Origin of the sequence: Streptomyces sp. NPDC004284 (assembly GCF_042874035.1) — a bacterium.
Lineage (GTDB): Bacteria > Actinomycetota > Actinomycetes > Streptomycetales > Streptomycetaceae > Streptomyces.
Map to the genome: position 1 here is coordinate 427,664 of NZ_JBIAMJ010000002.1, position 26,052 is coordinate 453,715.

21 protein-coding genes and 1 pseudogene are annotated in these 26,052 nt (G+C 74.0%); 13 read left to right on the forward strand and 9 right to left on the reverse strand.

Annotation, left to right across the window (positions count from 1 at the left end; translation table 11 throughout):
- Positions 1-13: 13 nt before the first annotated feature.
- Positions 14-778: a class I SAM-dependent methyltransferase gene (locus ACFYUS_RS07035; protein WP_388846741.1), complete on the reverse strand. Its 765-nt coding sequence runs from the start codon at positions 776-778 to the stop codon at positions 14-16.
- Complete coding sequence (locus ACFYUS_RS07040) at positions 775-1,860, reverse strand: cytochrome P450 (RefSeq protein WP_388846743.1); 1,086 nt, start codon at positions 1,858-1,860, stop codon at positions 775-777. The genes ACFYUS_RS07035 and ACFYUS_RS07040 overlap by 4 nt, the downstream gene beginning before the upstream one ends.
- Positions 1,861-2,239: 379 nt before the next feature.
- On the opposite strand from ACFYUS_RS07040, the gene ACFYUS_RS07045 reads away from it, so the two are divergent.
- The 3 genes from ACFYUS_RS07045 to ACFYUS_RS07055 all read left to right on the forward strand — a co-directional run bounded on the left by ACFYUS_RS07045 (position 2,240) and on the right by ACFYUS_RS07055 (position 6,524).
- Positions 2,240-3,430 (forward strand): cytochrome P450, encoded by a 1,191-nt coding sequence (locus ACFYUS_RS07045; protein WP_388846745.1) that lies wholly within the window; start codon positions 2,240-2,242, stop codon positions 3,428-3,430.
- Between the two features lie 333 nt (positions 3,431-3,763).
- The gene (locus ACFYUS_RS07050) at positions 3,764-4,045 is read left to right on the forward strand and encodes a hypothetical protein (RefSeq protein ID WP_388846747.1); all 282 of its coding nucleotides are present in this window, start codon (positions 3,764-3,766) and stop codon (positions 4,043-4,045) included.
- A 100-nt stretch (positions 4,046-4,145) separates the two neighbouring features.
- The gene (locus ACFYUS_RS07055) at positions 4,146-6,524 is read left to right on the forward strand and encodes a CHAT domain-containing protein (RefSeq protein ID WP_388846749.1); all 2,379 of its coding nucleotides are present in this window, start codon (positions 4,146-4,148) and stop codon (positions 6,522-6,524) included.
- Between the two features lie 21 nt (positions 6,525-6,545).
- Here the strand turns inward: ACFYUS_RS07055 and ACFYUS_RS07060 are convergent, their stop codons facing one another.
- Positions 6,546-6,917, reverse strand: coding sequence for a hypothetical protein (locus tag ACFYUS_RS07060; RefSeq protein ID WP_388846751.1), 372 nt, complete (start codon positions 6,915-6,917; stop codon positions 6,546-6,548).
- An 80-nt stretch (positions 6,918-6,997) separates the two neighbouring features.
- On the opposite strand from ACFYUS_RS07060, the gene ACFYUS_RS07065 reads away from it, so the two are divergent.
- The 3 genes and pseudogenes from ACFYUS_RS07065 (at position 6,998) to ACFYUS_RS07075 (ending at position 8,418) form a co-directional block, all read left to right on the forward strand.
- Positions 6,998-7,408 carry a histidine kinase dimerization/phosphoacceptor domain-containing protein gene (locus tag ACFYUS_RS07065; RefSeq protein WP_388846753.1) on the forward strand — a complete coding sequence of 137 codons (411 nt, stop codon included), beginning with the start codon at positions 6,998-7,000 and terminating at the stop codon, positions 7,406-7,408.
- A gap of 14 nt (positions 7,409-7,422) precedes the next feature.
- Positions 7,423-7,734: an ATP-binding protein gene (locus ACFYUS_RS07070; protein WP_388846755.1), complete on the forward strand. Its 312-nt coding sequence runs from the start codon at positions 7,423-7,425 to the stop codon at positions 7,732-7,734.
- A gap of 59 nt (positions 7,735-7,793) precedes the next feature.
- Positions 7,794-8,418, forward strand: a pseudogene (locus ACFYUS_RS07075) (LuxR C-terminal-related transcriptional regulator).
- On the opposite strand, the gene ACFYUS_RS07080 reads toward ACFYUS_RS07075, so the two are convergent.
- Positions 8,387-8,803: a hypothetical protein gene (locus tag ACFYUS_RS07080; RefSeq protein WP_388846757.1), complete on the reverse strand. Its 417-nt coding sequence runs from the start codon at positions 8,801-8,803 to the stop codon at positions 8,387-8,389. The pseudogene ACFYUS_RS07075 and the gene ACFYUS_RS07080 sit on opposite strands and share 32 nt — an antisense overlap.
- On the reverse strand, positions 8,793-9,305 hold the full coding sequence (locus ACFYUS_RS07085) for a plastocyanin/azurin family copper-binding protein (RefSeq protein ID WP_388846759.1): 513 nt from the start codon (positions 9,303-9,305) through the stop codon (positions 8,793-8,795). The genes ACFYUS_RS07080 and ACFYUS_RS07085 overlap by 11 nt, the downstream gene beginning before the upstream one ends.
- A 139-nt stretch (positions 9,306-9,444) precedes the next feature.
- On the opposite strand from ACFYUS_RS07085, the gene ACFYUS_RS07090 reads away from it, so the two are divergent.
- From ACFYUS_RS07090 to ACFYUS_RS07110, 5 genes are all read left to right on the forward strand, one after another.
- Positions 9,445-10,011 carry an RNA polymerase sigma factor gene (locus ACFYUS_RS07090; protein WP_388846761.1) on the forward strand — a complete coding sequence of 189 codons (567 nt, stop codon included), beginning with the start codon at positions 9,445-9,447 and terminating at the stop codon, positions 10,009-10,011.
- Between the two features lie 5 nt (positions 10,012-10,016).
- A complete protein-coding gene (locus ACFYUS_RS07095) occupies positions 10,017-10,739 on the forward strand; it encodes an anti-sigma factor family protein (RefSeq protein ID WP_388847746.1) in 723 nt (240 codons plus the stop codon).
- Between the two features lie 105 nt (positions 10,740-10,844).
- Positions 10,845-11,174 carry an SDR family NAD(P)-dependent oxidoreductase gene (locus tag ACFYUS_RS07100; protein ID WP_388846763.1) on the forward strand — a complete coding sequence of 110 codons (330 nt, stop codon included), beginning with the start codon at positions 10,845-10,847 and terminating at the stop codon, positions 11,172-11,174.
- Positions 11,171-11,494, forward strand: coding sequence for an SDR family oxidoreductase (locus tag ACFYUS_RS07105; protein ID WP_388846765.1), 324 nt, complete (start codon positions 11,171-11,173; stop codon positions 11,492-11,494). Before ACFYUS_RS07100 ends, ACFYUS_RS07105 begins: the two co-directional genes overlap by 4 nt.
- 263 nt (positions 11,495-11,757) lie before the next feature.
- Complete coding sequence (locus ACFYUS_RS07110) at positions 11,758-14,631, forward strand: ATP-binding protein (RefSeq protein WP_388846767.1); 2,874 nt, start codon at positions 11,758-11,760, stop codon at positions 14,629-14,631.
- Positions 14,632-14,786: 155 nt separating this feature from the next.
- On the opposite strand, the gene ACFYUS_RS07115 is transcribed toward ACFYUS_RS07110, so the two are convergent.
- The 3 genes from ACFYUS_RS07115 to ACFYUS_RS07125 all read right to left on the reverse strand — a co-directional run bounded on the left by ACFYUS_RS07115 (position 14,787) and on the right by ACFYUS_RS07125 (position 18,637).
- Entirely contained in the window at positions 14,787-15,806 is a 1,020-nt protein-coding gene (locus tag ACFYUS_RS07115; RefSeq protein WP_388846769.1) for an ABC transporter permease, read from the reverse strand.
- On the reverse strand, positions 15,803-17,395 hold the full coding sequence (locus ACFYUS_RS07120) for a sugar ABC transporter ATP-binding protein (protein WP_388846771.1): 1,593 nt from the start codon (positions 17,393-17,395) through the stop codon (positions 15,803-15,805). Before ACFYUS_RS07120 ends, ACFYUS_RS07115 begins: the two co-directional genes overlap by 4 nt.
- 198 nt (positions 17,396-17,593) lie before the next feature.
- Positions 17,594-18,637: a substrate-binding domain-containing protein gene (locus ACFYUS_RS07125; RefSeq protein WP_388846773.1), complete on the reverse strand. Its 1,044-nt coding sequence runs from the start codon at positions 18,635-18,637 to the stop codon at positions 17,594-17,596.
- A gap of 293 nt (positions 18,638-18,930) precedes the next feature.
- Between ACFYUS_RS07125 and ACFYUS_RS07130 the strand changes: the two genes are divergently transcribed.
- Both ACFYUS_RS07130 and ACFYUS_RS07135 read left to right on the forward strand, forming a co-directional pair.
- Positions 18,931-21,864, forward strand: a complete 2,934-nt coding sequence (locus ACFYUS_RS07130; protein ID WP_388846775.1) for an AAA family ATPase — start codon at positions 18,931-18,933, stop codon at positions 21,862-21,864.
- A 221-nt stretch (positions 21,865-22,085) separates the two neighbouring features.
- Positions 22,086-24,554, forward strand: a complete 2,469-nt coding sequence (locus tag ACFYUS_RS07135) for a ricin-type beta-trefoil lectin domain protein (protein ID WP_388846777.1) — start codon at positions 22,086-22,088, stop codon at positions 24,552-24,554.
- 95 nt (positions 24,555-24,649) lie between these two features.
- On the opposite strand, the gene ACFYUS_RS07140 is transcribed toward ACFYUS_RS07135, so the two are convergent.
- Positions 24,650-25,648 (reverse strand): pyridoxal-phosphate dependent enzyme, encoded by a 999-nt coding sequence (locus ACFYUS_RS07140; RefSeq protein WP_388846779.1) that lies wholly within the window; start codon positions 25,646-25,648, stop codon positions 24,650-24,652.
- Between the last annotated feature and the right edge of the window lie 404 nt (positions 25,649-26,052).

A 26,052-nucleotide genomic window follows, 5' to 3' on the forward strand; every position in this document is an offset into this window, starting at 1 on the left:
CCCACCACGGGGGCTACCGGGTGAAGACCAGGACCAGGTCCGCCGACTGCCGGACGCGGGGGACGTCGGGGTCGGGCAGGGCGAGGAGGCGGGTTCTGGTCTCTTCGAGCAGGCGGGTGGAGTCGCCGTTCACCGCCCAGGCGCCGGTGAAGAGACCGCGGGTCAGGGAGTCGGCCATCGCGCGCGGGGACACGGCGAAGGACGTCGGACGTTCGGAGGCCGTGCCCTGGTAGACGAGGCCGTGGGCCGCGGCGATCGGAGCCAGCTGTTCGGGGCCGTCGCGGCGGCTGCCCTCCGGGTCGAGGCGGTCCTCCAGTTCCCCGACGAGGAGGCCGATGTCGTCCGTCGGGCGTGTCCCGCCCGCGGGAATGACCAGGTAGCGGCCGCCCGGCCGCAGGATCCGCGCGACCTCGGCCAGGACGGCCCGGTTGTCCGGTCCCGCGTGCAGCAGCCAGGTCGAGACCGCCTGGTCCACCGATCCGCTCCGCACCGGCAGCCGGGAGGCGTCGCCCACCGCGACCCGCGCGCCGAGCCGGGCCCGGGCGCGGGCGAGCATCCCGGGCGAGAGGTCGACGCCGTGCACGGTGTGCCCGCGCGCCGTCAGCTCGGCCGCCACGATGCCCGTTCCGACGCCGATGTCGAGCACCGGGAGCGCCGGGTCGAGCAGCGGCGCCAGCATGTCCGCGAAGCCGGCCGCCCGTTCCGTACCGCCGCGCGACTCGTCGTACCCCGGGGCGATCTCGTCGAACTCCGCCACCGACACCGTCGTCCCCCTCACGCCTGCGGGGTGAAGGTCACGGGCAGCGTCGCCATGCCGCGCAGGATGCCCTCGCGCCGGCTCAGGTCCGCGTCCGGGTCGGCGAGGCGGAGATCGGGGAAGCGCCGCAGCAGGGTGCCGATCGCGATCCTGGCCTCCGCGCGGGCCAGCGGAGCGCCCAGGCAGAAATGCACACCATGGCCGAAAGCGAGCTGTTGCGGAACCTCGCGGCGGGCCACGTCGAGGATGTCCGCGCGGTCGTAACGCGCGGGGTCGCGGTTGGCCGCGGCGAGTCCGATGATGATCATCTCGCCGGGCGGGACGGTGACGCCGCCGATCTCGTACTCGTCGACCGTGAAGCGCGCGACGCCCCGGCTCACCGGACCCTCGTAGCGCAGGAGCTCCTCGATCGCGCCGGGCAGCAGCGAGGGGTCGTCGCGCAGCGCGGCGAACTGCTCCGGGTGGCGCAGCAGGGCGTGGACGCCGTTCGCGATGAGGCTCGCCGTCGTCTCGTGGCCGGCGAGCGTGAGCAGGATGGCCATGGCCGTCAGCTCGCGGTCGCTGATCTTCTCCTCGGCCTGCGCGGCGCAGAGCGCGCTCAGCAGATCGTCCTTCGGGTCCGCCTTGCGCGCGGCGATCAACGGCTCGAAGAACTCGGTGAGTTCGACGCGCGCCTTGGCCCCCTTGGCGAGCCGCTCCGGGGTGTTGGGCGGCATGATGAGACCGACCGCGAGACGAGCGAAGTCCGGCTGCCCCTCGGCCGGGATGCCGATCAGTTCGCTGAGGACGGCCATCGGCAGCGGGAGCGCGAACTCGGAGACGAGGTCGGCGGATCCGCGCTTCGCGATCGCGTCGAGGAAGGCGTCGGTGTGCGCCTGGACGCGGGGCGCGAGGGCCTCCACCCGGCGGAAGGTGAAGGCCTTCGAGGCGAGGTTGCGCAGCCGGGTGTGGTTCTCGCCGTCGGCCACGAGCATGCTGGACATCAGGACGTTGGTGCGCTCCTGATGGGCCATCTCCTCCTCGAGGCCGTTGACCCCGACGGGGCTGCTGCTGAGGCGCGGGTCGGTGAGCGCGGCCACCGCCTCGTCATAGCCGGTGACCATCCAGACTTCAAGAGTGGGATTCAGTCGGACCCGCTGGACGACTCCGTGCTCACGGATGCGCTCGAAGAGCGGGTAGGGGTTGGGCTGTTGGGCAACGTTTACCGGGACATCGTGAACGATTGTCTGGTCTTGACCGGTCATCTTCCGTAACTCTCCGAAGCTTTGTGAAAGATCTGTGGCAGGTAGTCATACCAGTACGCCCAGTTGCGTGGTAGCGTCACCGGCGCTCGGATCGGATCATGTACGGGAAAGGGCCGGCGAACCGTCGGTGAAGAAACAGCGAGACGTTCCACCCACCGGTGAAACGGCGTCTCGTACGCTCGACTTCGGATAGTGGCCAAGGCCTCGACCAGGCCCGATGTGCAGGAGGAGACGTTTCGTGGAGCAAGCGGCAGCCGTGGACCCGATTCTGGATCTGGCCCGTCCGTCGATCCTGCGGAACCCCTACCCGGCCTACGCCCACCTGCGGGAGACCACCCCGGTCTTCTGGCACGAACTGCTCGGTTCCTGGGTCCTGACCCGCCATGCCGACTGCCTCGCGGTGCTCACGGACAGCAACCGTTTCGCCTCCGACTGGCGCCGTGCCGGCGAGGACATCCCCGCTCCCCTGCTGAGCGTCCAGACCCTCGACCCGCCGGAGCACACCGCCATCCGGCACCTGCTGCTCGACGGCTTCCGCGCCCAGGACCGCCAGGCCCTGCACGACGGCCTGGAGCACCGGATCGCGGACCTGCTCGCCGGACTGGCCGACCGGCCCTCCTTCGACTTCGTCGGAGAGCTCGCCGAACCGGTCGCCCTGCGCTTCGTCACCGCCTTCCTCGGCGTCCCCGCGCCCGAGCTCGACTGGTTCGTGCCCATGTCCCGCACCGTCGTCGACGGCATGGACGCCGGGCTGTGGCCCGAGAAGCACGAACCTGCCGTCGCCGCCCGGGCCCGGCTCGCGGAGTACGCCGGCGGGTGGCTCGCGGATCCGCCCGAGGAAGGGCTCATCGCGTACGTGGCGGAGCACGCGGCGGACAGCGGCGTGGCAGAAACGGTTCTGCGGAACAGTCTGCGTGCCGTCCTCCACGCGGGCTACGAATCCGCCTCACGCCTCCTCGGCAACGCCGCGGCCGCCCTCCTCACCACCCCCGGCGCGCTCGCCGCGTTCCGGGCGACCCCGTCCGCGGCCGTGGACGAACTCATCCGGTACGACGCACCCGTCCAGGCGGACGCCCGGGTCTGCGTCACCGACACCGAACTGGGTGGCGTCACCATCAAGGCGGGTGATCCGGTCACGCTCTTCCTGGGCGCGGCCAACCACGACCCGCTGCGGTTCGACCACCCCACAGAGCTGCGACTCGACCGCGCCCCGAACCCGCACCTCGGGTTCGGACGCGGAGCCCATGCCTGTCTGGGCGCGTCCATGGCGATCCGGCTCGCCGGATCGGTCCTCGGGGCCCTGGCCAGGGACTACCCGGACGCACGGGCGGTCGCGGAACCAGAACACCGGCGCAATCTGACCCTCCGCGGTCTCGACCGCTTCGAGGTCACCCTGCGCCCACGAGCGGGAGAGGAGGTCCGACCATGAAGTACTGGCACTGAAACCCACGAGCGTGACGCCCGTCCGGGAGGCGGGCAGCACGCCGGTGCGCGAATAGCGTGCACCCCGCCGGAGCCCGAGCCCGCTGTGCGGCTCGGGCTCCGGCCCTTTCCGGCAGACCCCGGCGCATCCGGCGCCACCGATCCGGAGCGGCCGGCGCGATGCCGTCGCCCCGGCCTCCCGCCCGTCACCGCCGTACGGACACTCCGCGGCACGCACGTCACGAGAACGCCACCGGGCCACCAGTCGTGACATCCTCGGACGAACCGCCCACGCAGACGTCCAGCCGTGGGCCTCCCTCGTCTCCTGCGCGGAGGAACCATGCTCATCAGCCATGCCGTACGTCACGACGCCCTGCACGTGACGCTCCACCGCGACCTGGACGTCACCAATCGCGCCGCGGCCGCCCTCCAGATCCAGGCCCTCGTCCAGGAGCACCGCCCCGTCCGGGTGGTCATCGCGGTCCCGGCCGCCGACCCCAGCCCCGCCACCCTCAGCGCCCTCGCCCGCGCCCACCGCATGTGCGTCGGCCTCGGCGTCCCCCTCACGCTCAGCGGCGCGAGCGACCGGACCCTCCGCCTCCTGGACGCCAACAGCACCTGAACTCCGGCCCGGCCTCCCGTCCCGGGGCGGTTGCTCCCCGCTTCCGCGGGGGATCCACAATGGCACCCCCGGCCGGTTCGGAGCGATGGAGGCGACACCTGTGCCGCAGGACAACGCGTATGCGTGGCCCCCGCGTTGGGCGCTGGAGGAGGAGCTGCGCGCACTGCGGGCCTCCGACCTGTGGCACCGGCCGGAGCTGGCGGACGGGGCCCGGCGCAGGTGGGAACTCCTGCTGCGCGACGCGGACGTGGACGAGGAGGGCTTCGCGTTCGAGTTCGATGCGATCAGGACCCTGTTCCGGGGGGCCGAGGAGACGGTGGCCCTCTTCCGGGCCAGGCGCGGGGAGCGTCCGCGCGGCGTCCCCGACGGCGTCCCCGACCGCGTCCGCGACAGGGCGCCGGTCGGAAGCGCTCCACCGCCCGGCCCGGTGAGGGAGGCCGGAGAGGGCTACGGGCCCGAGCCTGCGGCTGGGCCCGAGCCTGCGACCGCCCCTGGTCCCAGGAGCAGGCCTGGTCCCAGGCCCGGGCCTGAACTCATGCCCGGGACCAGGCTCGGGGGCAAGTTCAAGCGTCGTCTCCGGCGCTACTACGCGGCACGGGACCTGCCGCTCCCGTCGGGCGTCGTGTTCCCGCGGGAGGCCGAGCACGTCACCGGCCTCGTATCCGCGCCCGGCTCCGCGGCCGCACCCGCCCCGGTCGAGGAGGAACGGTTCCTCAATCTGGCGGTCGTCTGGCCGCTGTCCCGGCAGGCCGTCCCGAAGGACCGTGTCCTCGCCTCCGGGGGCCGGTACGAACTCCGGGTGGACATCGGCGCGCTGTCCTCGACGAGCCTTCTCGCCGAGCAGGCCCGGCCCTTCCCCGAGGAGCCGCTCGCGCACACGGACGACGAAGGCCGCGGGGACTGGCTGGAGGTGACCGTCATCGGCGAGGACTTCGCCTTGCCGGAGGCCGTCGCGCACCCGCTCTTCCTGCCCCGGAAGGGCCGGAGCTGGGTCTGCCCCTGCGCGCCCGGCGCGCGGCACGTGTGCGAGGAGGGGCACCGGGGACGGTATCTGCACGTCCCGTTCGTCGCGCCGGAGGCGCCGGGCCCGGCGCGGATGCGGGTGCTCGTCTCGTACCGGGGCAACCAGCTCCAGTCGGTGTCCCTGACCACGTGGGTCGCCGCCCGGGAGAGCGCGGGCGGCGCGACGGCGGCCGTCGTCGACTACACCCTGACGCCGGGGTTCGCCGGGCTGGCCGAGCTGCCCGCACGGACGGCGGGCGTACGGGTGGGGCGCGGCGCCGACGGCACGATGACGATCGACGTCATCTCCCGGCACGGCCCCGTGGCCACCTTCTGGCTCGGCGATCACCAGGTGCGTGACGTCCTGGAGAAGGCGCGCGCGGCGCTGCTCGACTGCCACGCCTTACGGACGGGGGAGGGGGAGGACCGCCGACTGGAGAACGCGCTCGGCCCGGACAACGGCAAGTCGCCCGAGGACCTGTTCCGCGACATGACGAAGCTGGCACGGCTCGGCTGGTCCTTCTTCCAGATGATCGCGCGCGGCCGGAACGAGCGGGCGGCGCTGATGCGCGTCCTGCGGGAGCCCGCCCAGATCCAGATCTGCCGCGAGGAGCACCAGTACCTCGTCTTCCCCTGGAGCCTGCTGTACGACATCCCCGTCGAGAGCCAGGCGGAGCTCGTGCCGTGCGCGCCCGGCTGGGACCAGGTGGCGCGGGACGCCTCGGCCCGCGCCTGCCCGCAGCCGGGCACCCACGGCCTCAACACGCTCTGCCCGTACGGATTCTGGGGCTACCGCCACTTCATCGAGCACCCTCCGTCCGTCCCGCGCGGCCGGCGCCTGCGGCTCGCGGCGGGCCGCACGGGCGCCGCACCCGTGCTCACCGTGGCCCGCAGCAACCGCCTCGACGAGCACCTGGCGGACCGTCACCTCGCCACGCTGCGCACGAGGTTCCGGCGCATGGACGTGTACGACCGGAGCGCGGAGCTGCGCCGGGCCCTCGTCGCCGATCCGGGGGACTGCCTGTACTTCTACGGGCACGGGCGCCGGCCCCGTACCGCCGCGAGCGAGTACTCCAGCGCCACCGTCCTGGAGATCGGCCTCGCGGACCGGATCCTCCCGCAGGACCTCAAGGCCTGGGCGGTGGACGAGGGATGGGACCGGTGGGACGAGCTCGCCCCGCTCGTCTTCCTCAACGGCTGTCACACCGCGGACCGCGACCCCGCCTCGTGGCTGGGTTTCGTCGACACCTTCATCGAGCTCAGCGCCTCCGGCGTCATCGGCACCGAGATCACCGTGGACCAGGCGCTCGCCGGCGAGTTCGCCGAACTCTTCTGGGAGGCCCTGCTCGCGGGCCAGGAGGTCGGACCCGCCCTGCACCGGGTCCGGATGGAGCTGCTGCGCAAGGGCAACGTCCTGGGGCTCGCCTACACGGCGTACTGCTCCGCCGCGCTCCGCCTCCGCGCCACCGGCCGGTGAGCGGCCGGGCTTCCGCGCCGTTCAGTCCTCGCCCATCCACGTGGAGGTCGTGGAGGTGGAGGGCGAGCCCGGGCCGGCCTCCCGTGCGGCCGCCTGCGCGGGCACCCCGGCCCGGAGCCGGGCCTTCGCCCTGGCCTCGGACCGGTCGATCAGCAGACCGGCCGTGAAGTAGCCGAAGAATCCGGCGAACAGGCCGATGCCGTAGGCGGCGAAGAGATCCGGCTCGGCGAACCGGTCGTTGACGACCACGCCGCCGCCCAACGCCGCGACGACGGTGACGAGATCGGCGATCCGAGACCCGCCGGCCGCGCGCCGCAGCGTCCGGTAGGCGATCCACCCGATCACCGCGCCGAACGCTCCGGCTCCCCAGAGGCCGAGCGTCGAAACCTGCACCTGCGCTCCTCACTCCACCGTACGTCCGTGGCTCAAGGTACCGGTGTGACAAGCCTTTCGGCGCGGGCCGGGGGCGATTCGTGCCCGGCCGGGAGGCGTTCGCCGAGGAACGCCTCCGCATCGCCGGGGAGTTGCACGACATCGTCTCGCACAGTCTCGGCGTGATCGTCGTCAAGGCGGCGGTCGCCCGCCACGTGGCCGAGGAACGCCCCGAGGAGGTGCGCGAGGCCGTCCGGACGATCGAGCACGTGGGCCCGGAGGCGCTCACCGAGATGCGGCGCGCCCTGGGAGTCCTGCGCGCGACATCGCCGTACCGCGCACGCGAAGCCCCGGTCCGGCGCGGACCGCGCCTCCTCCCGGCCTCGACGACCTGCCGTCCCTCGTCCGGCGCGCCGAGCAGGCGGGGGTCCGCACCCGGCTCCGCGTCCGGTCGGCCGGCACCCGGCTCCGCGTCCGGTCGGCCGGCGCGTTCCCCGCGGGAACGGCGCTGACCGTCTACCGGATCGTGCAGGAGGCGCTGACCCATGTGATCAAGCACGTCGGCGAGGGGACGTACTGCGAGGTGACGGTCACGGCGGATCCGCGCGGAGGCGTGCGGATCGAGGTGGCGGACGACGGGGCCGGGAACGCGGCCGTGTCCGGCCGGGCGGATCTCAAGGGCGGCCACGGCCTCGTGGGGATGCGGGAGCCCGTGATGATGTACGCGGGGACGCTGGAGGCCGGGCCGAGGGCCGGCGGCGGTTTCGCCGTGTCGGCCCGTCTCCCGTACGGCCCCGCCCACGAGACGGCCCCGAGCCGGCAGGAGGCGACCGAGTGACCGAACCGATCCGGGTGCTCGTCGCCGATGACCAGTCCCCGCTCCGGGGCGGCTTCCGGATGCTCGTCGACACCGCCCCCGGGCTGACCGCGGTCGGCGAGGACGGCACCGGCGCCGAAGCCGTCGAGAGCGCGCGGCGACTGCGCCCGGACGTGGTCCTGAGGGACGTCGGGAGGCCCGGCATGGACGGCATCGAGGCGACCCGGCAGATCGCCGGATCTCCCGAGACGGCCGGGACGCGCGTCCTCGTCCTCACCGCCTTCGACCTCGACGAGTACGTGTACGGCGCGCTGCGGGCCGGGGCGGCCGGCTTCCTCCTCAAGGACACCTCCCCCGAGGTCCTCCTCACGGGGATCCGCACGGTCGCCGCCGGAGAGTCCCTCCTCGCGCCCTCGGTGACCCGCCGCCTGATCGCCGAGTTCGCCCGCCTTCCCCCACGCCCACCAGGCGCCGGGCTCCCTGCCGGCGGAGCTCACGGAGCGGGAGCGGGAGGTCCTGCCGCTCGTGGCACGCGGCCTCTCCCACGCGGAGATCGCCGCGTACCTGCGCCTCAGCCGCGGCACCGTCAAGACGTACATCGGCCGGCTCCTGCACAAGCTGCGGGCGCGCGATCGCGCCCAACTGGTGGTCAGTGCCTACGAGTCGGGGCTCGTCAGCGCCGGCCGGGGCGGTGGCGGTGGCTGAGCGCCGACACCGCCAGGGCGGTCAGGACGAGGACGCCCGCCGTCTCGACCACGATGCTGGGGCGGACCCACGCGGCGTCCGCCGACTCCTCGAAGCCGAACAGGCCCGTGGTGAGGCTCAGGAACAGCGCGCCGAGCGTGCCCGCCGTGAACAGCGCGGTGGCGGTGGCGACCAGCCCGAGCCAGCGGTACGGGGTGAGGAGCAGGGCCACGGCGAGGAGGCAGCCGAGGACGCCGTTCAGCAGGAACAGGCCGCCGATGGTGGCCAGGTCGCGGTAGCCGTCCGCCCACAGGGAGAGGTGGAGGGCACCCATCGTCGCCGTCAGGCCCGCGGCGGCCAGCCGCAGCACGAGCACGGCGACGCGGCGGGTCCGGTCAGTAGCCATTGCCGGGAGAGGTCGGAGGAGCGGGAGTGGCCGGAGTGGTGCCGGTCTTGTTGACCGGGGAACCGGCCACCGTGATCTCGGTCTTCATCCCCAGGTCCTTGTGTCCGTCGACCGGGCAGTAGATCTCGTACTTCCCGTCCTTCAAGGTCACCGTGAGGGTGGTGGACTGCCCCGGCGAAGTGGTGCTGGAGCGGCTCTCGACGCCGGGACCCTCGACCTCCAGGGCGTGCTCGTGGTGCCCGGTGTTCGTCGCGACGAAGGCGTACGTGCCGGGTGCGAAGCTCTGCCGGGACAGGGTGATCTTGAAGTCGGCCAGGTCCGCGGTCACCCGGGTCGCGCCCGCGGGCGCCGTGCTCTGCTGCGCCGGGGGCGGTGTGGTCGTGCCGCTGCTCGAACCGCCACCGCCACCGCCTCCGCAGGCGGCGAGGAGGCCGGCCAGCGAGGCGGCCGACAGGGCGAGCAGCGCGCGGGTGCGCGGTCCGCGGATACGTGGTGTCGTCATCGTTCGGTCCTCCGGTGGTGCCCCCACAGGGGATACGGCGCCGGGCCGCGCCCGGATTGCGGGTCCGGCGGACAACCGGCGGACAATGAGATCGGACGATCCCTTCGGGGACTTCGGACGTACCACGGGTGTGGGACGCATGGGCCTTCCGCTGGAGCGGGCTTCCGACGAGGCACTGCTCTCCGGTCTCGCCACGGGCGATCCGGAGATCGCGGTGGCGTTCGTGCGCCGCTTCCAGCGCTCGGTCTACGGAGTGGCGGTCGCCGTGGTCGGCGATCCGGCGCTCGCGGAGGACGTGGCCCAGCAGGCCTTCGAGCGGGCCTGGCGGCACGCCCAGGTGTACGACGGCAGGCGCGGCTCCGTACGGACCTGGCTGACGGCCATCGCGCACAACCTGGCGATCGACGCGGTGCGGGCCCGGCGCGCGACCCCGGTGGCCCCGGAGGACCTGGAGACGCTGGTCGGGATCGTCTCGGAGACGCCGGAACGGCACGCGCTCGCCGACGACGCGGCCGAGCGGGTCCGGCGGGCGCTGGCGGCACTGCCCCGGGAGCAGGCGCGGGCGTTGGTGATGGCCGGGATCTACGGGATGACGGCCCGGGAGGTCGCCGCCTTCGAGAGCGTGCCGCTGGGCACGGCGAAGACCAGGATCCGGACGGGGACGATCAAGGTGCGGGCGCTCCTGGAGAGCGAGGAGACGCGGTGAGCGGCATGGACTGCGAGCGGCTGCGCGAGGAGGGCGCCGAACTGGCGCTCGGGATCCTTCCCGCGCGCGAGCGGGCCGAGGCGGTGGCCCACCTGGACCGCTGCCCGGACTGCCGGGCCTATGTGGAGCGGCTCACGGCGGTCGGGGACGGGCTGCTCGGGCTGCTGCCGGGGGCGGAACCGCCGGTGGGCTTCGAGAGCCGGGTGGTACGGGCGATGCCCCCCGCGCCCGTCCCTGCCCCCGCGCCCGTCCCCGCTCCGGTGGCCCGGCGCCGGACGCGGGGGCGCCGCTTCCGGATCGCCCTGGCGGGGGTGGCCACGGCGCTGGCCTTCGGGTTCGGCGGCTGGGCCGTCGGCACCGCGGTGGAGGGCGCGCCCCAGGTGGCGGCCCCGTCGCCGCACGTCCTGGAGGCGGCGCTGCTCACCCCGCACGGGGCCGGGAGCGGCCGGGAGGTGGGCCGGATCTACGCGCATCCGACGGACGCCACCGGCGGGAACGGCTGGGTGTACATGTCCGTCGACCTCGGTGGCGGACGGGCGGCCGACGGACCGGTGCGGTGCCTCCTGGTCCGGGCCGACGGCTCCGCCGTACCCCTCGGCTCCTTCCCCCTCAGAGCCGGTTACGGCTACTGGGGCGCCCCGGCCCCCGTGGACCCCGCCACCCTGACCGGCGCCCGTCTGCTGGCCGCGGACGGCACGCTCCTGGCGACGGCCCGCTTCGCGACTTGACCTCGCGCGCGCTCCAAGGCCTAGCGTCGCGGCCATGCGTGCTCCCACGCTGCCGAAGACCACGGCCGACGCGCGAGCGGGCCGTTCGCGGAACGGTGTGATCCGATGAAGGTGCTGGTGACCGGCGGGACGAGCGGACTGGGGCTCGCCATGGCCTCCGCCCTGGCCGGGGCGGGAGCGACGGTCGCGCTGACCGGCCGGTCCGAGCGGCGGGCGAGCGCGGTCGCCGAGGGGCTGCCGGGGGCCGTCGGGATCGGACTGGACGTACGGGACGAGTCGTCCGTGGCCGAGGCGGTCGACCAGGCCTGGTCGCGGCTCGGCGGCATCGACATGCTCGTGAACAACGCCGGGATCGGCATGCGCACGGTCGACCCGCTCTTCATGACGCGCCCGCAGGGCTTCTGGGAGGTGCGGCCGACGGCTTCCGCGCCGTGATCGAGACCAACCTGACCGGCTACTTCCTGGTCGCGCGCGAGATCACGCCACGGATGCTCGCCGCCGGCGGCGGCCGCATCGTCAACATCTCGGTGAGCGATTCGACCATGCGCCGCGCCGGATTCGTCCCGTACGGGCCCTCGCGCGCCGGCAGCGAGTCGCTGTCCCGGATCATGGCCGCCGACCTGCGCGACACGGACGTCACCGTCAACCTGCTGCTCCCCGGGGGCGCGACCGTCACCGGGATGCTGCCCCTCGACGCCGTACCCGGGGGACGCGGCTTCCTGGACCCCTCGGTCATGGGCCCGCCCATCGTCTGACTGGCCTCCGACGAAGCGGCCGGCGTGCACGACGAGCGCATCGTCGCCGTCGAATTCGAGCACTGGCTCCGCGAGCGGAAGGGCACGCGGTGAGGATGGTCACTGCGAGCCCGCGAGGGGCGTTGCGTACCCTGTTCCTGTCCAGGACCTGACATCCGGGCGGCCGATGTGCCGCCCTCGTTCCTGTTCCCTTCGCAGGTACGTCGTCGCGCCGACGGCCTTCTTCCGCGAATTCCGGTACGGCGCGGGACGGGGACCAGGCGATGCGGGAGCTCGGGGACGGGACGGAGGACCGGGGCGGGAGGTTCCGGCTGGTGGGCCGGCGGCGACAGCTCGGGCAGCTGCTGGCCGCGGTGCGCCGGCCGCCGGCGGCCGTCCTGGTCGAGGGCGAGGCGGGCGTCGGCAAGTCCCGACTGATCCGCGAGGCGACGATCGAGCTCGGCGCCGAGCGGCACCAGGTGCTGACCGGCTTCTGCCACCCGCTGCGCGAGCCCTTCCCGTACGGGCCTGTGGTCGACGCGCTGCGCAAGGCCGACCTGACGGACACCCCCGCCTTCCCGCCGACCGCCGGCGCCCTGACACCGCTGCTGCCCGACCTGGCCGACCGGCTCCCGCCCCCGCCGGCACAGCCGGCCGACCTCCCCGGCCGGCGTTTCCTGCTGCTCCAGGCCGTACGGTCGTTCCTGACCGCGCTCGGCTCGACGACGCTGGTCGTCGAGGACCTGCACTGGGCGGACGAGGCCACCCGCGACCTGCTCCTGCTGCTCGCCCGCGACCTGCCGCCCCGGCTGGGCCTCGTGCTCACCTACCGGGCCGAGGACCTGCCGCCGGGAGGCACCGTGCTCGGCGCCGCCTACCGCCACCCGCCCGGCACCGGAGGCGGGGTGATCCGGCTCGGCCCGCTGGCGGAGTCCGAGGTCCAGGAGCTGGCGTCCGCCGCCCTGGGCCCGCACGCCACCCCCGCCCTCGGCACCGCCCTGTACCGGCGCAGCGAGGGCCTGCCGCTGGTCGCCGAGGAGGACCTGATCACCCTCGCCGAGTACAGCGGAAGCCGGGGATACGGCGAGGCGGTGGAACGGCTCCAGGACGCGGACGCCCCACGCGGCCTGCGCGAGGCGGTCATCGAGCGGCTCGGCACGCTGTCGCCGCAGGCCGGCGCGCTGGCGGCAGCCGCGGCCGTGCTCGCGACCCCGGCACTCGAGGAGACGCTGACCGCCCTGGCCGGGCTGGACGAGGAACAGGGCGCCGGGGCACTCATCGAGCTGCTCGGGGCCTCCGTCCTGCGCGAGGCCGACCAGGGCGCGTACGCGTTCCGCCACGCGCTCGGCCAGCAGGTCGTCTACCGGAACATTCCCGGCCCCGCCCGGCGGCGCCTGCACCTGCGCGCGGTCGAGGCGCTGCGGAGCCGTACCCCGGCCCCGTCCGTGCAGATCGCCCACCACACCCTCGCGGCGGGAGACCGGGCCGGCTGGCTCCGGTGCGCGCAGGAGGCCGTCGACGAGGCGATCGCCGTCCGCGACGGCGGTACGGCGGCCACGCTGCTGCGCCGGCTGCTCGACACCCCGGAGCTGGAGGGCGAGGGACGCTCCCGGGCGGCCCTGACCCTGGCCGGGATCGCCGCCTCCAGCGTCGATTTCCGCACCGACGCCCGGCTGCTGCGCCGGCTCGTCGACGACCCCCGGCTGCCCGAGGCGGTCCGCGGCGAGATCCGGCTCGGCCTGGGTCTCGGCATGCTCAACGAGAACGCCGACCCCGCCGGGTTCGACGAGGTGGAACGGGCGGTCGGCGAACTGGAGCCCCACCACCCCGAGCGCGCCGTGCGGGCGATGGTCGCGCTGGCCCTCAAGGAGGCGGAGGGACCCGCCTACACCCGCGCCTGGCTGGAGCGCGCCGAGGACGTGGTCCGCGACAGCGCGAACGAGGTGCTGAAGGCGGCGGTCCACGCCAGCCGCCTGACCCTGATGACCTGTCAGGGAGACCCCGGCGTATGGGAGTCGACCGATCGGCTGCCCCGCAGCACGCAGGACCGGGAGCTGCTCCGCCAGACGGGGCGCGCCCTGCAGAACGTCGCCGACACCGCCGTCTACCTGGGGCACGACCGGCGCGCCGCCGCGCTGGCGGCCGAGGCCGGACAGGTCGCGGGCCGGGTCGGCAGCCCGATCGTGGAATTCCTGTCCCGGGGCACGCTGCTGCGGATCGACGCCTTCGCCGGACACTGGGAGGGGCTGGAGGAGCGACTGGAGGCGCTGGTCGACGCCTACCCGACCTCGGTCTTCGTACAGGCCGAGCGGGCCCTGCTGACCGGGACCCTCGCCACGTCCAGGGGGCGGTACGCCAGAGCGGCGGAGCTGTTCACCGAGGCCGTCAAGGCCGGGGCCGGCCTGCTGGTGGTGGGCCATGAGCTGCGGGCGGCCGCCGGTCTGAGCGCCGTCCACCTGGCCAGGGGCGAGGCCCTGCGGGCCCGGCAGGTCGCCGAGAGGGCCGTCGCCACCGCCCGGCGCACCGGCGCCTGGCCCCGGGCCGCCGGACTGCTGTCGGCCGCGGTCGAGGCGGTCCTGGCCTGCGGCGACCGTGAGGAAGCCGAGCGGCTGGCCGCCGAGGCCGGGCACGGCATCCTCGGACGCGACGCCCCGGCGACCGCCGCCGACCTGGAGATCGCCCACGGCCTGCTGCGCCAGGAGACCGAACCTGCCGCCGCCGCACGGCACTTCGCCGAAGCGGCCGACAGATGGGAGGAGATCGGCCGACCGTACGAGAGAGCCCGCGCGCGCGAACGGCAGGGCGACGTCCTGCTGAGCTCCGACCCCGGCGCGGCGGCCGGGCCGCTCACCGAGGCGATGGCCCTCTTCACCGAGCTGGGCGCCACCGCGGACGCGGGGCGCTGCGGGCGGGGCCTGCGGGACTTCGGCGTCCCCCGCCGTGGGCCGGGCAGGCGGGGCTACGGCGGCAGTCTGTCGCCGCGCGAGCACGAGGTCGCCGGGCTGCTCGCGGCCGGCGCCACCAACCAGCGCATCGCGGAGGCGCTCTTCCTGTCCCCGCGGACGGTGGAGAACCACGTCGCCAAGGTGCTGCGGAAGCTCGGAGTGGACCGGAAGCGGGTCGCGGCCGTCTACCCGGGGAGCGCGGACGCCGGGTGAACCGGTCCTGAACGGCCCCGGCCGCCGCCCGGGACGGGGACGGCGGCCAGGTGGTCGTGGCTGTGGCGGCGCGGGCCGGGTGCGAACCGGCGCGCGCCGCCACGGAGGGCCCGGGGCCGGCCGGCTCCCTCCGGCGGCCGGCCCCGGGAGTTCGATCAGGCCGGCAGGCCGACGGCGCGTTCGCGGTTGCGGCGCTGCTGGATCACCACGGCGGCGACCAGGAGGGTGCCCTGGGCGACGTTCTGCCAGAAGCTGTTGATGCCCTGGACGGTGAGGCCGTTCTGGAGGGCGCCGAGCAGGGCGACGGCGAGCAGGGTGCCGCCGATGGTGCCCTTGCCGCCCTTGAGGGCGCAGCCGCCGAGCGCGGCGGCGGTGATGGACTGGAGTTCCAGGCCCTCGCTGCCGGAGACGGGCTGACCGCTTCCGGTGCGGGCGGTGAGCAGGACGCCGGCGAGGGCGGCGACCGCGCCGCTGAGCGCGTAGGCGGAGATCAGGTACTTGTTGAGGTTGATGCCGGCCAGGCGGGCGGCGGTGTCGTTGCCGCCGATGGCGTAGACGTTGCGGCCGATGTCGGTGTAGGTGAGCAGCACGTGGACGGCGGCGGCGACCAGGATCAGGATCCAGATCATGGTGGGCAGGCCGGCGATCTTGCCGCGGCTGAGGAAGACGAAGACCGGGTCGCCGAGCACGTACCCCTGGGCGCGGCCGTCGGAGACGAGCTGGGCGACGCCCTTGTAGGCGGCGAGGCCGGCCAGGGTGGCGATGGTGGGGTTGACCCGGCCGTAGATGATGACGACGCCGTTGAACAGGCCGACGACCGCACCGATGGCGAGGGCGGCCCCGATGCCCGCCGGGGCGCTGGAGCCGGTCGCGGTGAACACCATGGCGCTGACCACGGAGGCCAGACCTGCCTGGGAGCCGACGGAGATGTCGAGGCCGCCGCAGATGATGACGACGGTCTGGACGACGGCGAGGAGACCGGCGATGGTGGCCGACTCGGCGATCACCTGGATGTTGTCCCAGCCGAGGAAGTTCGGGTTGAGCGAGCCGAACAGGACGACGACGACGGCGAGGGCGCCGATCAGGCTGAGGTTCTGGCCGCCGACGGAGCCGAGCAGCGCCCGGACGCCGGCGGGCCGCTGCGGTGCGGTGGTGGGGGCGGTGCTGGTGGTCATGGCTTCTGTGCTCCGGTGCTGGCGTGGCGGTCGGTTCGGGAGTCGGTGGCGGTCAGGTCGTCGGCCATCGCGAGGGCGAGGATCGCCTCCTCGGAGGCTTCGGCGCGGCTGAGCTCTCCGGTGATCCGGCCGTTCTGCATGACGACGACGCGGTCGGCGAGGCCGAGGACCTCGGGGAGTTCGGAGGAGATCACGAGGACCGCGACGCCGTCCCGGGCGAGGTCGGCGATGATCTGGTAGATCTCGGCCTTGGCGCCGATGTCGACGCCGCGCGTGGGCTCGTCCAGGATGAGCAGGTCGGGCCTGCGGGCCAGCCAGCGGGCGAGCACCACCTTCTGCTGGTTGCCGCCGGACAGGGTGCGGACCTCGGTCTCGATCGAGGGGGCGCGCACCCTCAGCCGGTCGGCATAGCGCTGGGCGAGGTCCTTCTCCTCGCGGAGCCTGACGAAGCGCCGGCGGCGCAGTCGTTCGAGACTGACCAGCGAGGTGTTGTCCCGGATGGTGCGGTGCAGGAACAGCGCCTGGGCCTTGCGCTCCTCGGGCGCGAGGCCGATGCCGGCCCGGATCGCCCGGCGCGGGCTGCCGAGGCGCAGTTCCCGGCCGGAGAGCGCCACCGTGCCGGAGCGGATCGGTGTGTCTCCCGCCAGGGCGAGGGCGAGCTCGGAGCGGCCGGCGCCGATCAGGCCCGCCAGGGCGACGACCTCGCCGGCGTGGACGGTGAGCGACACGTCGTGGACGTCGTCGGTGTCGAGGCCGTCCACCTGGAGTACCACCCGCTCGGTGGCGACGTTCTGACGGACGAACAGGCCGGCCAGGTCGCGGCCGACCATCAGCCGGACCAGCTCGTTCTCGTCCGTCTCGGCGGCGTCCGCCACACCGGCGAGCGTGCCGTCGCGCAGGACCGCGATCCGGTCGGCGAGCCGGAAGATCTCCTTCATCCGGTGGGAGACGTACACGACCGCGATGCCCTCCGAGCGCAACCGCTCGATCAGGGCGAAGAGCGCTTCGACCTCGTGCTCGGAGAGCGAGGAGGTGGGCTCGTCGAAGGCGATCACACGGGGCGGGGTGTCGCCGGTGAGCGCCCGCAGGATCTCGACCAACTGGCGCTGTGCGGCGGTGAGTTCCGATCCGAGGAGGTCGGGGTCGAGGACCTTGGTGAAGCCGAGGCGGTCCAGGTCGGCGATGATCCGGCGGCGCAGCTCGGCGCGGTCCAGACGGCGGCCCGCGCGGTGCGGCAGGGCACCCGCGTAGACGTTCTCGGCGACCGACACGTGCGGGATGATCTCCGGCTCCTGCGGGATGATCCGGATCCCGGCACGACGGGCGTCGATCGGCGAGTTCAGATCGAGCACGTCGCCGTCGAGCAGGACCCTGCCCTCGCTGGGCCGGTGATCACCCGTCAGGATGCGCAGCAGGGTGGACTTCCCGGCTCCGTTCTCGCCCATCAGGGCGGTGACCTGCCCGGGCGGGAAGTTCAGGTCGATGCCCCGCAGCGCCTGGACGGTTCCGAAGCGTTTGCCGACGTTCTCGGCGGTCAGGCCGGGCGGGTGGGCCGGCGCGGCGGGCGAGCGGCTGGATGTGGTCATCATGGCCTCAACTGGCGGTGCGGTACGGGCGGGACGGGAGGGCCGGGCGGGGGAGCCGGCGCGGCCCCGGGTGGGACGGGGCGGTGCGGCTCGGTCGGTACGGGGTGCCGGTGCGGCCTGGGCGGTACGAGGTGCCGGCGTGGTGGAGAGCCGGTGCGGCAGGCGGGGGTTGATGGGGCCGCACCGGCTCTCGACTGTGGGTCAGCCGCAGTTGACGCCCGCGGCCTGCCAGGTGGCGGCGTCGACCATCTTGGTCGGGGCGAAGGCCTCGGCCGGGAACTTCTTGCCGTTCTTGAGGTGGTCGTACATGGTCTGGACGGCGAGCGCGCCGACGTCCTTGCCGTTGATGAACAGGGCGGCCTTCATCCCGGAGGGCTTGCCGGACTTCCAGGACTTGCAGGCCAGGTAGGCGCCGAGGCCGACACCGTCGATGTCCTGCGGGGCGATGCCGGCGTTCTGCAGGGCGGTGACGCCGCCCTGGACGTTCTCGTCGTTGCAGCCCCAGACCACCCAGTGCTTGACGCCGGGGTTGGCGGTGACGGTCGCCGCGACCTTGTCCTGGGCGCCGGTGGGGGTGTTGTCGGTGGCGACGTCGAGGGTCGTCACGCCCGGGACTGCCGAGTCGAAGGCGGCCTTGGCGGCCTTGACGCGGTCGCCGCAGACGGTGACGTCCTGCTTCCACGCGGAGATGATCCGGGTGTCGGCCGCCTTCCAGCCGGCCTTCTTGTACTCCTCGGCGGCCCGCTTGCCGACCTCGGCGCCCATCTGGTCGCCGCTGAAGCCGATGCGCGGCACCAGGTCGCCCTTGGCGCAGGAGGCGGGGGCCGGGCCGGTGGCGCAGACCTGGTCGTCGGAGGTGAGCAGCGCGACCTTGGCGTCCTTGGCCGTCTGCACGATCTGCGGGCCGACCGCCGGGTCCGGCACCACGACGATCAGACCGTTGCTCTTCTGCGCGATCGCCGACTGCACCTCGCCGACCGTCTTGTTGGCGTCGTTGCCGAGGTTGACCACCTTGAGGTCGATGCCGAGCTCGTCGGCCTTGGCCTTCGCCCCGGCGGCCTCGCCGACGAAGTACTCCTGGTCGCCCTGCTTCTGCAGGTAGGTCAGCGAGATCTTCCCGCTGACGGGTGCGGCCGAGCCGTCCGAACCGCCGGCGGTCTGGCCCGAGGAACAGGCGGTCAGGCCGAGGACGGCGGACAGTCCCAGCACGGCGGCGGGGAGCAGGCGGGCGCGGGTGGCGGACATGAAGCGGCTCCAGAGGGGACGAGTGAGACAACTGATCTCAACACAATCGATCACATGTCATCACTTTCAAACGCGATGCGTCACAGCAAAACCGCCGGTTCACCCCGCCGTCAAGAGCTCAAAACATTCGACTCCCGCCCGATATCGCTTCGTTATCGATACCTATGGAATGGAGTACTCAGGAATTCAGAATTCATTTATTAGGTATCCGGAGTCGATGACATACGGATGGTTTCACGGCCGTCCGGTGACCGAAAGTGGACCTCCTGATGCCGAAGGGGAGGGGTGGACACGTGGCACGACCACTCGCCCCGGGCGGGACCGCCGGAGTCGGCGGATACCCACTCGTCGGCCGCGGCCGCGAACTGGGCCGCCTGCTCGACACGATCCGCACGTCGCCGGCGGTGGCGCTGGTCGAAGGAGAGGCGGGCGCCGGCAAGTCACGACTGGTCGCCGAGGCGGCCGCCGTGCTGCGCGCCGAGGGCACCCCGGTGCTCACCGGGCTCTGCCACCCGCTGCGCGAACCCTCCCCGTACGGGCCGCTGGCCGATGCCCTGGACAAGGCCGGGCCCTGGCTCGGCGACACCGCGCTCCCTCCGGCGGCCGCCCCGCTGCTCCGCCTGCTGCCCGCGCTCGCCGACCGGCTGCCGCGGGGGAGCGGCGGTGCCGGCCGGCACCGGACCGGGCCGCCCGACCTGCTCGCGGCGGTCCGCGCCCTGCTCCGGGTGCTCGGCCCGGCCGTGCTGGTCGTCGAGGACCTCCAATGGGCCGACGACGCCTCGCGCGACCTGCTCCTGCTCCTCGCCCGCGACCTCCCGGAGCAGTTGAGCCTGGTCCTCACCCACCGCATCGAGGACCTCCCGCCCGGTCGGCTCCCGCTCGGCTCCGCCTACCGCCGTCCGCCCGGCGCCGCCGGTACGACCCTCCGCCTCCGGCCCCTGGCCGTCGCCGACGTGAGGGAACTGGCGACGGCGGCACTCGGCGGGCCGGTCACCGGGGCGCTGGTCGCGGCCCTGTACGAGCGGAGCCGGGGCCTGCCGCTGGTGCTGGAGGAAGACCTCGCCATGCTCGCCGAGACCGCGCCCGCCGAGACCGCGCCCGCCGGGCTCGTACCCCGCGGGCCGGGTGCGGCGGGCGACGTGCCGCGGTTGCGCGGCGCGGCCGTACCCCGTGGTCTGCGCGAGGCGGTCTCCGAACGGATCGCCGCGCTCTCCCCGCCGGGCGCCGCGATCGCCGAGGCGGCGGCGGTGCTCGCCGGTCCCGCCGACGAGCCGGCGCTCGTCGAGGTCGCCGGACTCGATCCGGACTCCGGCGGCCGGGGGCTGATCGAGGTCCTGCGCGGCGCCCTGCTCCGCGAGGCCGGTGGCCAGTGCTACGACTTCCGTCACCCGCTCGCCGCGCGGACCGTGTACGAACTGGTGCCGCTGCCGCGCCGACTCCGCCTGCACCGGCGCGCCGTGGCGGTGCTGGAGCGCTCGGACCCCGTTCCCCGGGTGCGGCTCGCCCACCACCGGCTGGCCCTCGGAGACCGGGCCGCCTGGCTGGAGCGGGCCGGGGAAGCGGCCGCCGAGGCCGCGGGGGCCGGAGACCCCGCGACGGCCGTGACACTGCTCTGCGGGATCCTCGACCAGCCCGGCCCGGACCCGGACCGATACGACCGGGCCGCCCTCGCCCTGGCCCGCCTCGCCGCCGACGGCCTCGGCCGCGGGGTGGACACGGCCCGGCTGCGGGACCTCCTGGCGCTGCCGGGCCTGCCCGCCGCCGCCCGGGGCGCCGTCCGCCTCGCCCTGGGCCTCGTCCTGCTCGACCGCGACGGGGACCGCGCCGGCAGCACCGAACTGCTCGCGGCCGTCCCCGACCTCGCCCACCACCCGGAACCGGCCGCCCTCGCCGCCCTCGCCCTCGCCCTGGACGAGACCGAGCCCCCCGCCCGGTCCCGGGAGTGGCTCGAACGGGCCGAGGCGGCGCTCGACGCCGGCCCCGATGCCGACACCGGCGCCCGCGCGACCGTGTTCACCACACGGCTCACCCTGCGCTGCGGACAGGGCGATCCGTCCGTCTGGCCGCTGCTCGACCTGCTCCCGCGCGACGGCGAGGACGTCGACGCGCGCCGACGGACCGCGCGCGCCCTGGCAGACGCGGGCGACGCCGCCACGGCGCTCGGGCACGATCCCCGCGCGGCCGCGCTGCTCGCCGAGGGCGTCCGGCTGGCCGCGCTCACCGACGTGCCGGTGCTCGCCCTCCACGGCAGGGCCGGTCTGCTCCGCCTGGACCTCCTCGCCGGCCGCTGGGACGGTCTGGAGGAACGTCTCGACGCGCTGGCGGACGACGCCTTGGCCGCCGGCTGTCCCGATCTCGCGCGGCCCGACACGGAGCGGTCGCTCGCCCGGGGCCTGCTGGCCGCAGCGCGTGGCCGGAGCGGACAGGCGCTGCACCACTTCGCCCGGGCGGAGGTGCCGGAGGCGAACCGGCGCACCGCTCCGGTGGCGCTGCGGGCAGCCGCCGGGCGCGCATCGGTGCTGCTCGACCGGGGCGTACCGCAGGAGGCGATGGCGGCGGCCGGGCCGGCGGTCGCCCTGCTGCGCCGCGGCGCCACGTGGCCCAAGGCGACCGGGCTCGTCCCGGTGGCGGTCGGGGCGGCGCTCGCCTGCGGGGAGCGCGCCTTCGCGGAGGGCCTCGCCGCCGACGCGGAACAGGCGCTGCGCGGCCTGGACGCCCCGGCCGCCGACGCCGAACTGCACCTCGCCCGGGGCCTTCTGCTGCTCGACGCCGAGCCCGGTGCGGCGGCCGGGCACTTCGCCGCCGCCCGGCGGGCGTGGCGGAGCATCGGCCGGCCGTACGAGGCCGCCCGTGCCGCGGAGCGGAACGGGGCCGCCCTGGCCCGTGCGGACCGACCCGAGGCGGCGGACGTCCTCGCCGAGGCCGTGGACGGCTACGCCCGGCTGGGTGCCGACGGCGACCTGAGCCGCTGCCGGCGGCTGGCGCACGGCCTCGGCCTCTCCCGCGCCCCCTCGCCCGGCCGCCGGGGCTACGGCGACCGGCTCTCGCCCCGCGAGCAGCAGGTGGCCGGGCTGCTGGCGACCCGCGCCACCAACCAGCACATCGCCACCGCGCTCCGGCTCTCCCCGAGGACCGTCGAGAACCATGTGGCGAGCGTGCTCAGAAAACTCCGCACCACACGGAAATCCATTTCCTCGGCGCTCGACCGGGCGCCGTCGGCGGAGTGATCGAGGGCCGGGGGCGGGCGGCCGCTGCGGAATTACTCGAAGGAAAACCGCACGAGGAACCATTGACCATCGGCGCCCCGCACCTTACCGTTCGGACGCGGTCGAATCTGTTTGTTTTTGGGTGACAGTCGTGATCCGCCCGTCGCCCACCCACCCGCCCGGAAGAGGTCGGAAGAGGTGTGGCGGCCCTCCTTCCCCCGCGCCGTACGAAAGGCATCTCCATGCACGGGCCCCTCCGTGTCCTGGCCTCCCCTGGACGCACCCTCAGAAAGGCGGCCCTGGCCGCCTCGCTCCTCCTGTTCGCCGGACTCGCCGCCGGACCGGCGGCCACCCCCGCCGATGCCGCCGATGCCGCCGCACCCCCGGCGGGCACCCAGATCACCGTGGACGGCACCAAGACCGGCCGGGTCTTCGACGGCGTCGGTGCCGCCAGCGGCGGAGGCGGCAACTCCCGCCTGCTGATCGACTACCCCGAGCCGCAGCGCAGTCAGCTCCTCGACTACCTCTTCAAGCCCGGCTACGGCGCCGCCCTCCAGTCGCTCAAGATCGAGATCGGCGGCGACACCAACTCCACCGACGGCGCCGAGGCCAGCTATCAGCACTCCCGCGGCGCGGTCGACTGCAACCAGGGCTACGAGTGGTGGCTGGCCGAGCAGGCCAAGGCCCGCAACCCTGACATCAAGCTCTACGGCCTCGCCTGGGGCGCGCCCGGCTGGGTCGGCGTCGACGACCCCGCCAACCCGTCACCCGGGAAGCCGTACTTCTGGTCCCAGGACATGATCGACTACATCATGGGCTGGTTCGGCTGCGCCGACCAGCACCACCTGCCGATCGACTACATCGGCGGCTGGAACGAGCGCGAGTACAACGCCACCTGGTACAAGAACTTCAAGAAGGCACTGGTCGGCGGCGGCCACGCGAACACCAAGGTCGTCGGGGCGGACAGCTACGACTGGAGCCTCGCCACCGCGATGACGAGCGACCCGGAGCTCGACTCCGCCATCGACATCATCGGCATGCACTACCCGTGCGGCTACCTCGGCCCGATGACCACCTGCAACAGCACGGCGACGGCCCAGGCGCTCGGCAAGCCGATCTGGGCCAGCGAGAGCGGCTCCCAGGACTACAACACCGGCGCCCCGGCGGTGGCACGCGCGATCAACCGCGACTACATCGACGGCAAGATGACCTCGTTCATGAACTGGCCGGTCGTCGCCGCGCTCTACCAGAACCTCTCCTTCTCCACCGACGGCATGTCGCTCGCCGCGCAGCCCTGGTCCGGCAACTACTCCGTCGGCCAGACCACCTGGGCCACGGCGCACACGACCCAGTTCACCCAGCCCGGCTGGACGTACCTCGACTCGGCCGCCGGCTACCTGGGCGGCAAGCGCGCGAACGGCAGCTACGTCGCGCTGAGGTCGCCGAACGGCCCCGACTACTCCACGGTCATCGAGACCATGGACGCCACCGCCGCACAGACCGCGAGCTTCACGGTCACCGGCGGCCTCTCCACCGGCCAGGTGCACGTCTGGGCGACGAACCTCGCCACCGCCGACCCGTCCGACGACTTCGTCCGCCAGCAGGACATCACCCCGGTCGGAGGCACGTACACGCTCACCCTCCAGCCCGGCTACGTCTACACGGTGACCACCACCACCGGTCAGGGCAAGGGCAGCGCCACCCCGCCGGCACCCGCGCCGCTGAACCTGCCCTACGCCGACGACTTCGACACACCGGCCGCGAGCACCTCTCCGAAGTACTTCTCCGACATGAACGGCGCCTTCCAGACCGTTCCCTGCGGCGGCGGCCGCACCGCCACGTGTCTGCGCCAGATGGCTCCGGTCTCCCCGATCCGCTGGACCGACGAGTCGAACAACATGCCCTACTCGATCGTCGGTGACAGCAGCTGGGTGAACTACACCGTCAGCGCGGACACCCTGTTCGAGCAGGCCGGTTCCACCGAGGTCCTCGGTCGCGTCAACCAGCAGGGCCGCAACAACGGCGGCCTGAACGCCTACCACCTGCGCCTCAGCAGCGCCGGTGCCTGGTCGATCGTCAAGACCGACCTCGCCTGGAACGCCACCACCCTGGCCTCCGGCACCGTCACCGCGCCCGGCCTGAACACCTGGCACCGCATGGCCCTCACCATGCAGGGCTCGACCCTGACCGCCGCGATCGACGGGCGGACCGTCGGCAGCGCCACCGACCACTCGTTCACCTCCGGCATGGCCGGCCTGGGCGTGACCGGCTACCAGACGCAGCAGTTCGACCGGTTCGCCCTCACCCCCGGCACCGGTGGCGGCTCGTTCACCGGCCCGGTCCCGTCGGGCGTGACCGGCAAGTGCCTCGACGCCGCCGGCAACTCCTCCGCCGACGGCACCAAGGCCATCATCTGGAGCTGCGACAGCACCGACCCCGCCCAGACGTGGACCTGGGACAACGGCCGGCTGCTGCACGCCGGCAAGTGCCTGGACGTGGTCGGCGCGGGCACCGGCAACGGCACCCTCGTCGACCTGTGGACCTGCAACGGCGGCGGCAACCAGCAGTGGACCCCGCAGGCCGACGGCTCCCTGAAGGGCGTCGGGTCCGGCCTCTGCCTCGACGACCCGGCCGCCAGCACCACCGACGGCACCCAGCTGATCGTCTGGACCTGCAACGGCGGCGCCAACCAGCGCTGGACCCTGCCGTAACCCTGCGGCCCACGTCGCGGCGGCCCCCGTGCCCTTCGCGGGCCGCCGCTTAGGCGGGGGGACTCTCCCGCCCCGGCCCCCGCCCCGATGCCACGTCAGCGCGGCCCGTGGGTCTGCAGGAAGAGCACCGGGCCGCCGTCCAGCCGGCCGGCCGCGTCGAGGTCGAGCAGGGCGGCGAGCGCCTTGGCGGTGTAGGTGCGTTCCAGGGTCAGGCCGGCCTGCGCCGAGGCGCGGTCGAGGGCCTCGTCGCCGGTCCGGGTGGGGTGGGCGTAGCCGTCGCCCAGCCAGGCCGTCTCGACGCGGATCGCGTCGGGGGCGGGCTCGGCACCGTCCAGGTCGGCGCCCCGGGCCCGGAGCAGGGCCGTGGAGCGGCGGGCCAGCTTGAGGAGGGCGGCGGGGTCCAGCCGCAGGGTGTCGTTGACCACGACGCCGAGGACACGGGTGCGCAGTCCGGCGAGCCGCAGCCCGAGGGCGAGACCCGCGGCGGTGCCGCCGGAACCGACGGCGGTGACCAGCCACGCCGGCTCCGGCAGCTCCCCGGCCTCGACCTGCGCGCCCAGCTCCAGGGCGATCTCCACGGCACCGAGCGTGCCGAGCGGCGAGGAGCCGCCCGCCGGCAGGTAGTACGGCAGGGCGAGACCGTGCGAGTGCCGGGCGAAGAGCCAGGGCGCGGCCAGGACCAACCGGGTCTTGTCGTGCAGGAAGTGCAGCGTCGCGCCGGAGGCGCGCAGCCGCTCCAGCTGGTCCCGCACGTGCGCGTCGACCGGTTGGTCGATCAGGCCCAGGGCCACCCCGAGCCCCAGTTCCCCCGCGTACCGGGCGGCGGCGAGGCCCCAGTTGGTGCCGAGACCGCCGACCGTGAGGATGGTCCTCGCACCGCGCCGCCGGGCCTCCGGCAGCAGCCACTCCAGCTTGCGGACCTTGTTGCCGCCCCAGCCGCCGTCGCCGTATCCGCTCTCGTCCTTGATCCACAGCTCGGCCCGCGTGCCGAGGCCGGGCAGCCGCCGAACCGGCGTGGGCGCCTTCCCCAGCCGGAGGAAGGGCAGCGAGTCGGTCAGTTCGGGGCAGCGTCGGTGCAGCAGCGAAGACGGCATGGAGGGACGGTAGAGCACGGGGCCCGAAAACGGACCCGTTTCGTGAGTCCTGTCGTACCCGGGACCGCTGACCGGGCCCGCGGACCGCCGTGTGCTCCGAAGAGGGCCCTCGACCCGCTGAAGCAGGCAGGGAGCAGACGGATCGGGAGCTCCTTCGCGCTGTGCACCCTGTGCGGGTCCAAGATCTGACTGCTTGGCGTCGCCGCAGGCCAAGAGCATCATGCGCGCCCTTCAGGCAGGCCGGCGCGTCGACCGTTCGATCGACGCGCACATCGTCCCCGGTCTCGGATCGCGGAGGCTGAATGCGCTCGCCCCGTCGGTGGCCGAGCGGTTCCCGGACGAGACGGAGAGTAACGGGGACGGCCGGGGGGCCGTGAGGTTCCCCTGCCGCGGTCGGTACGGCG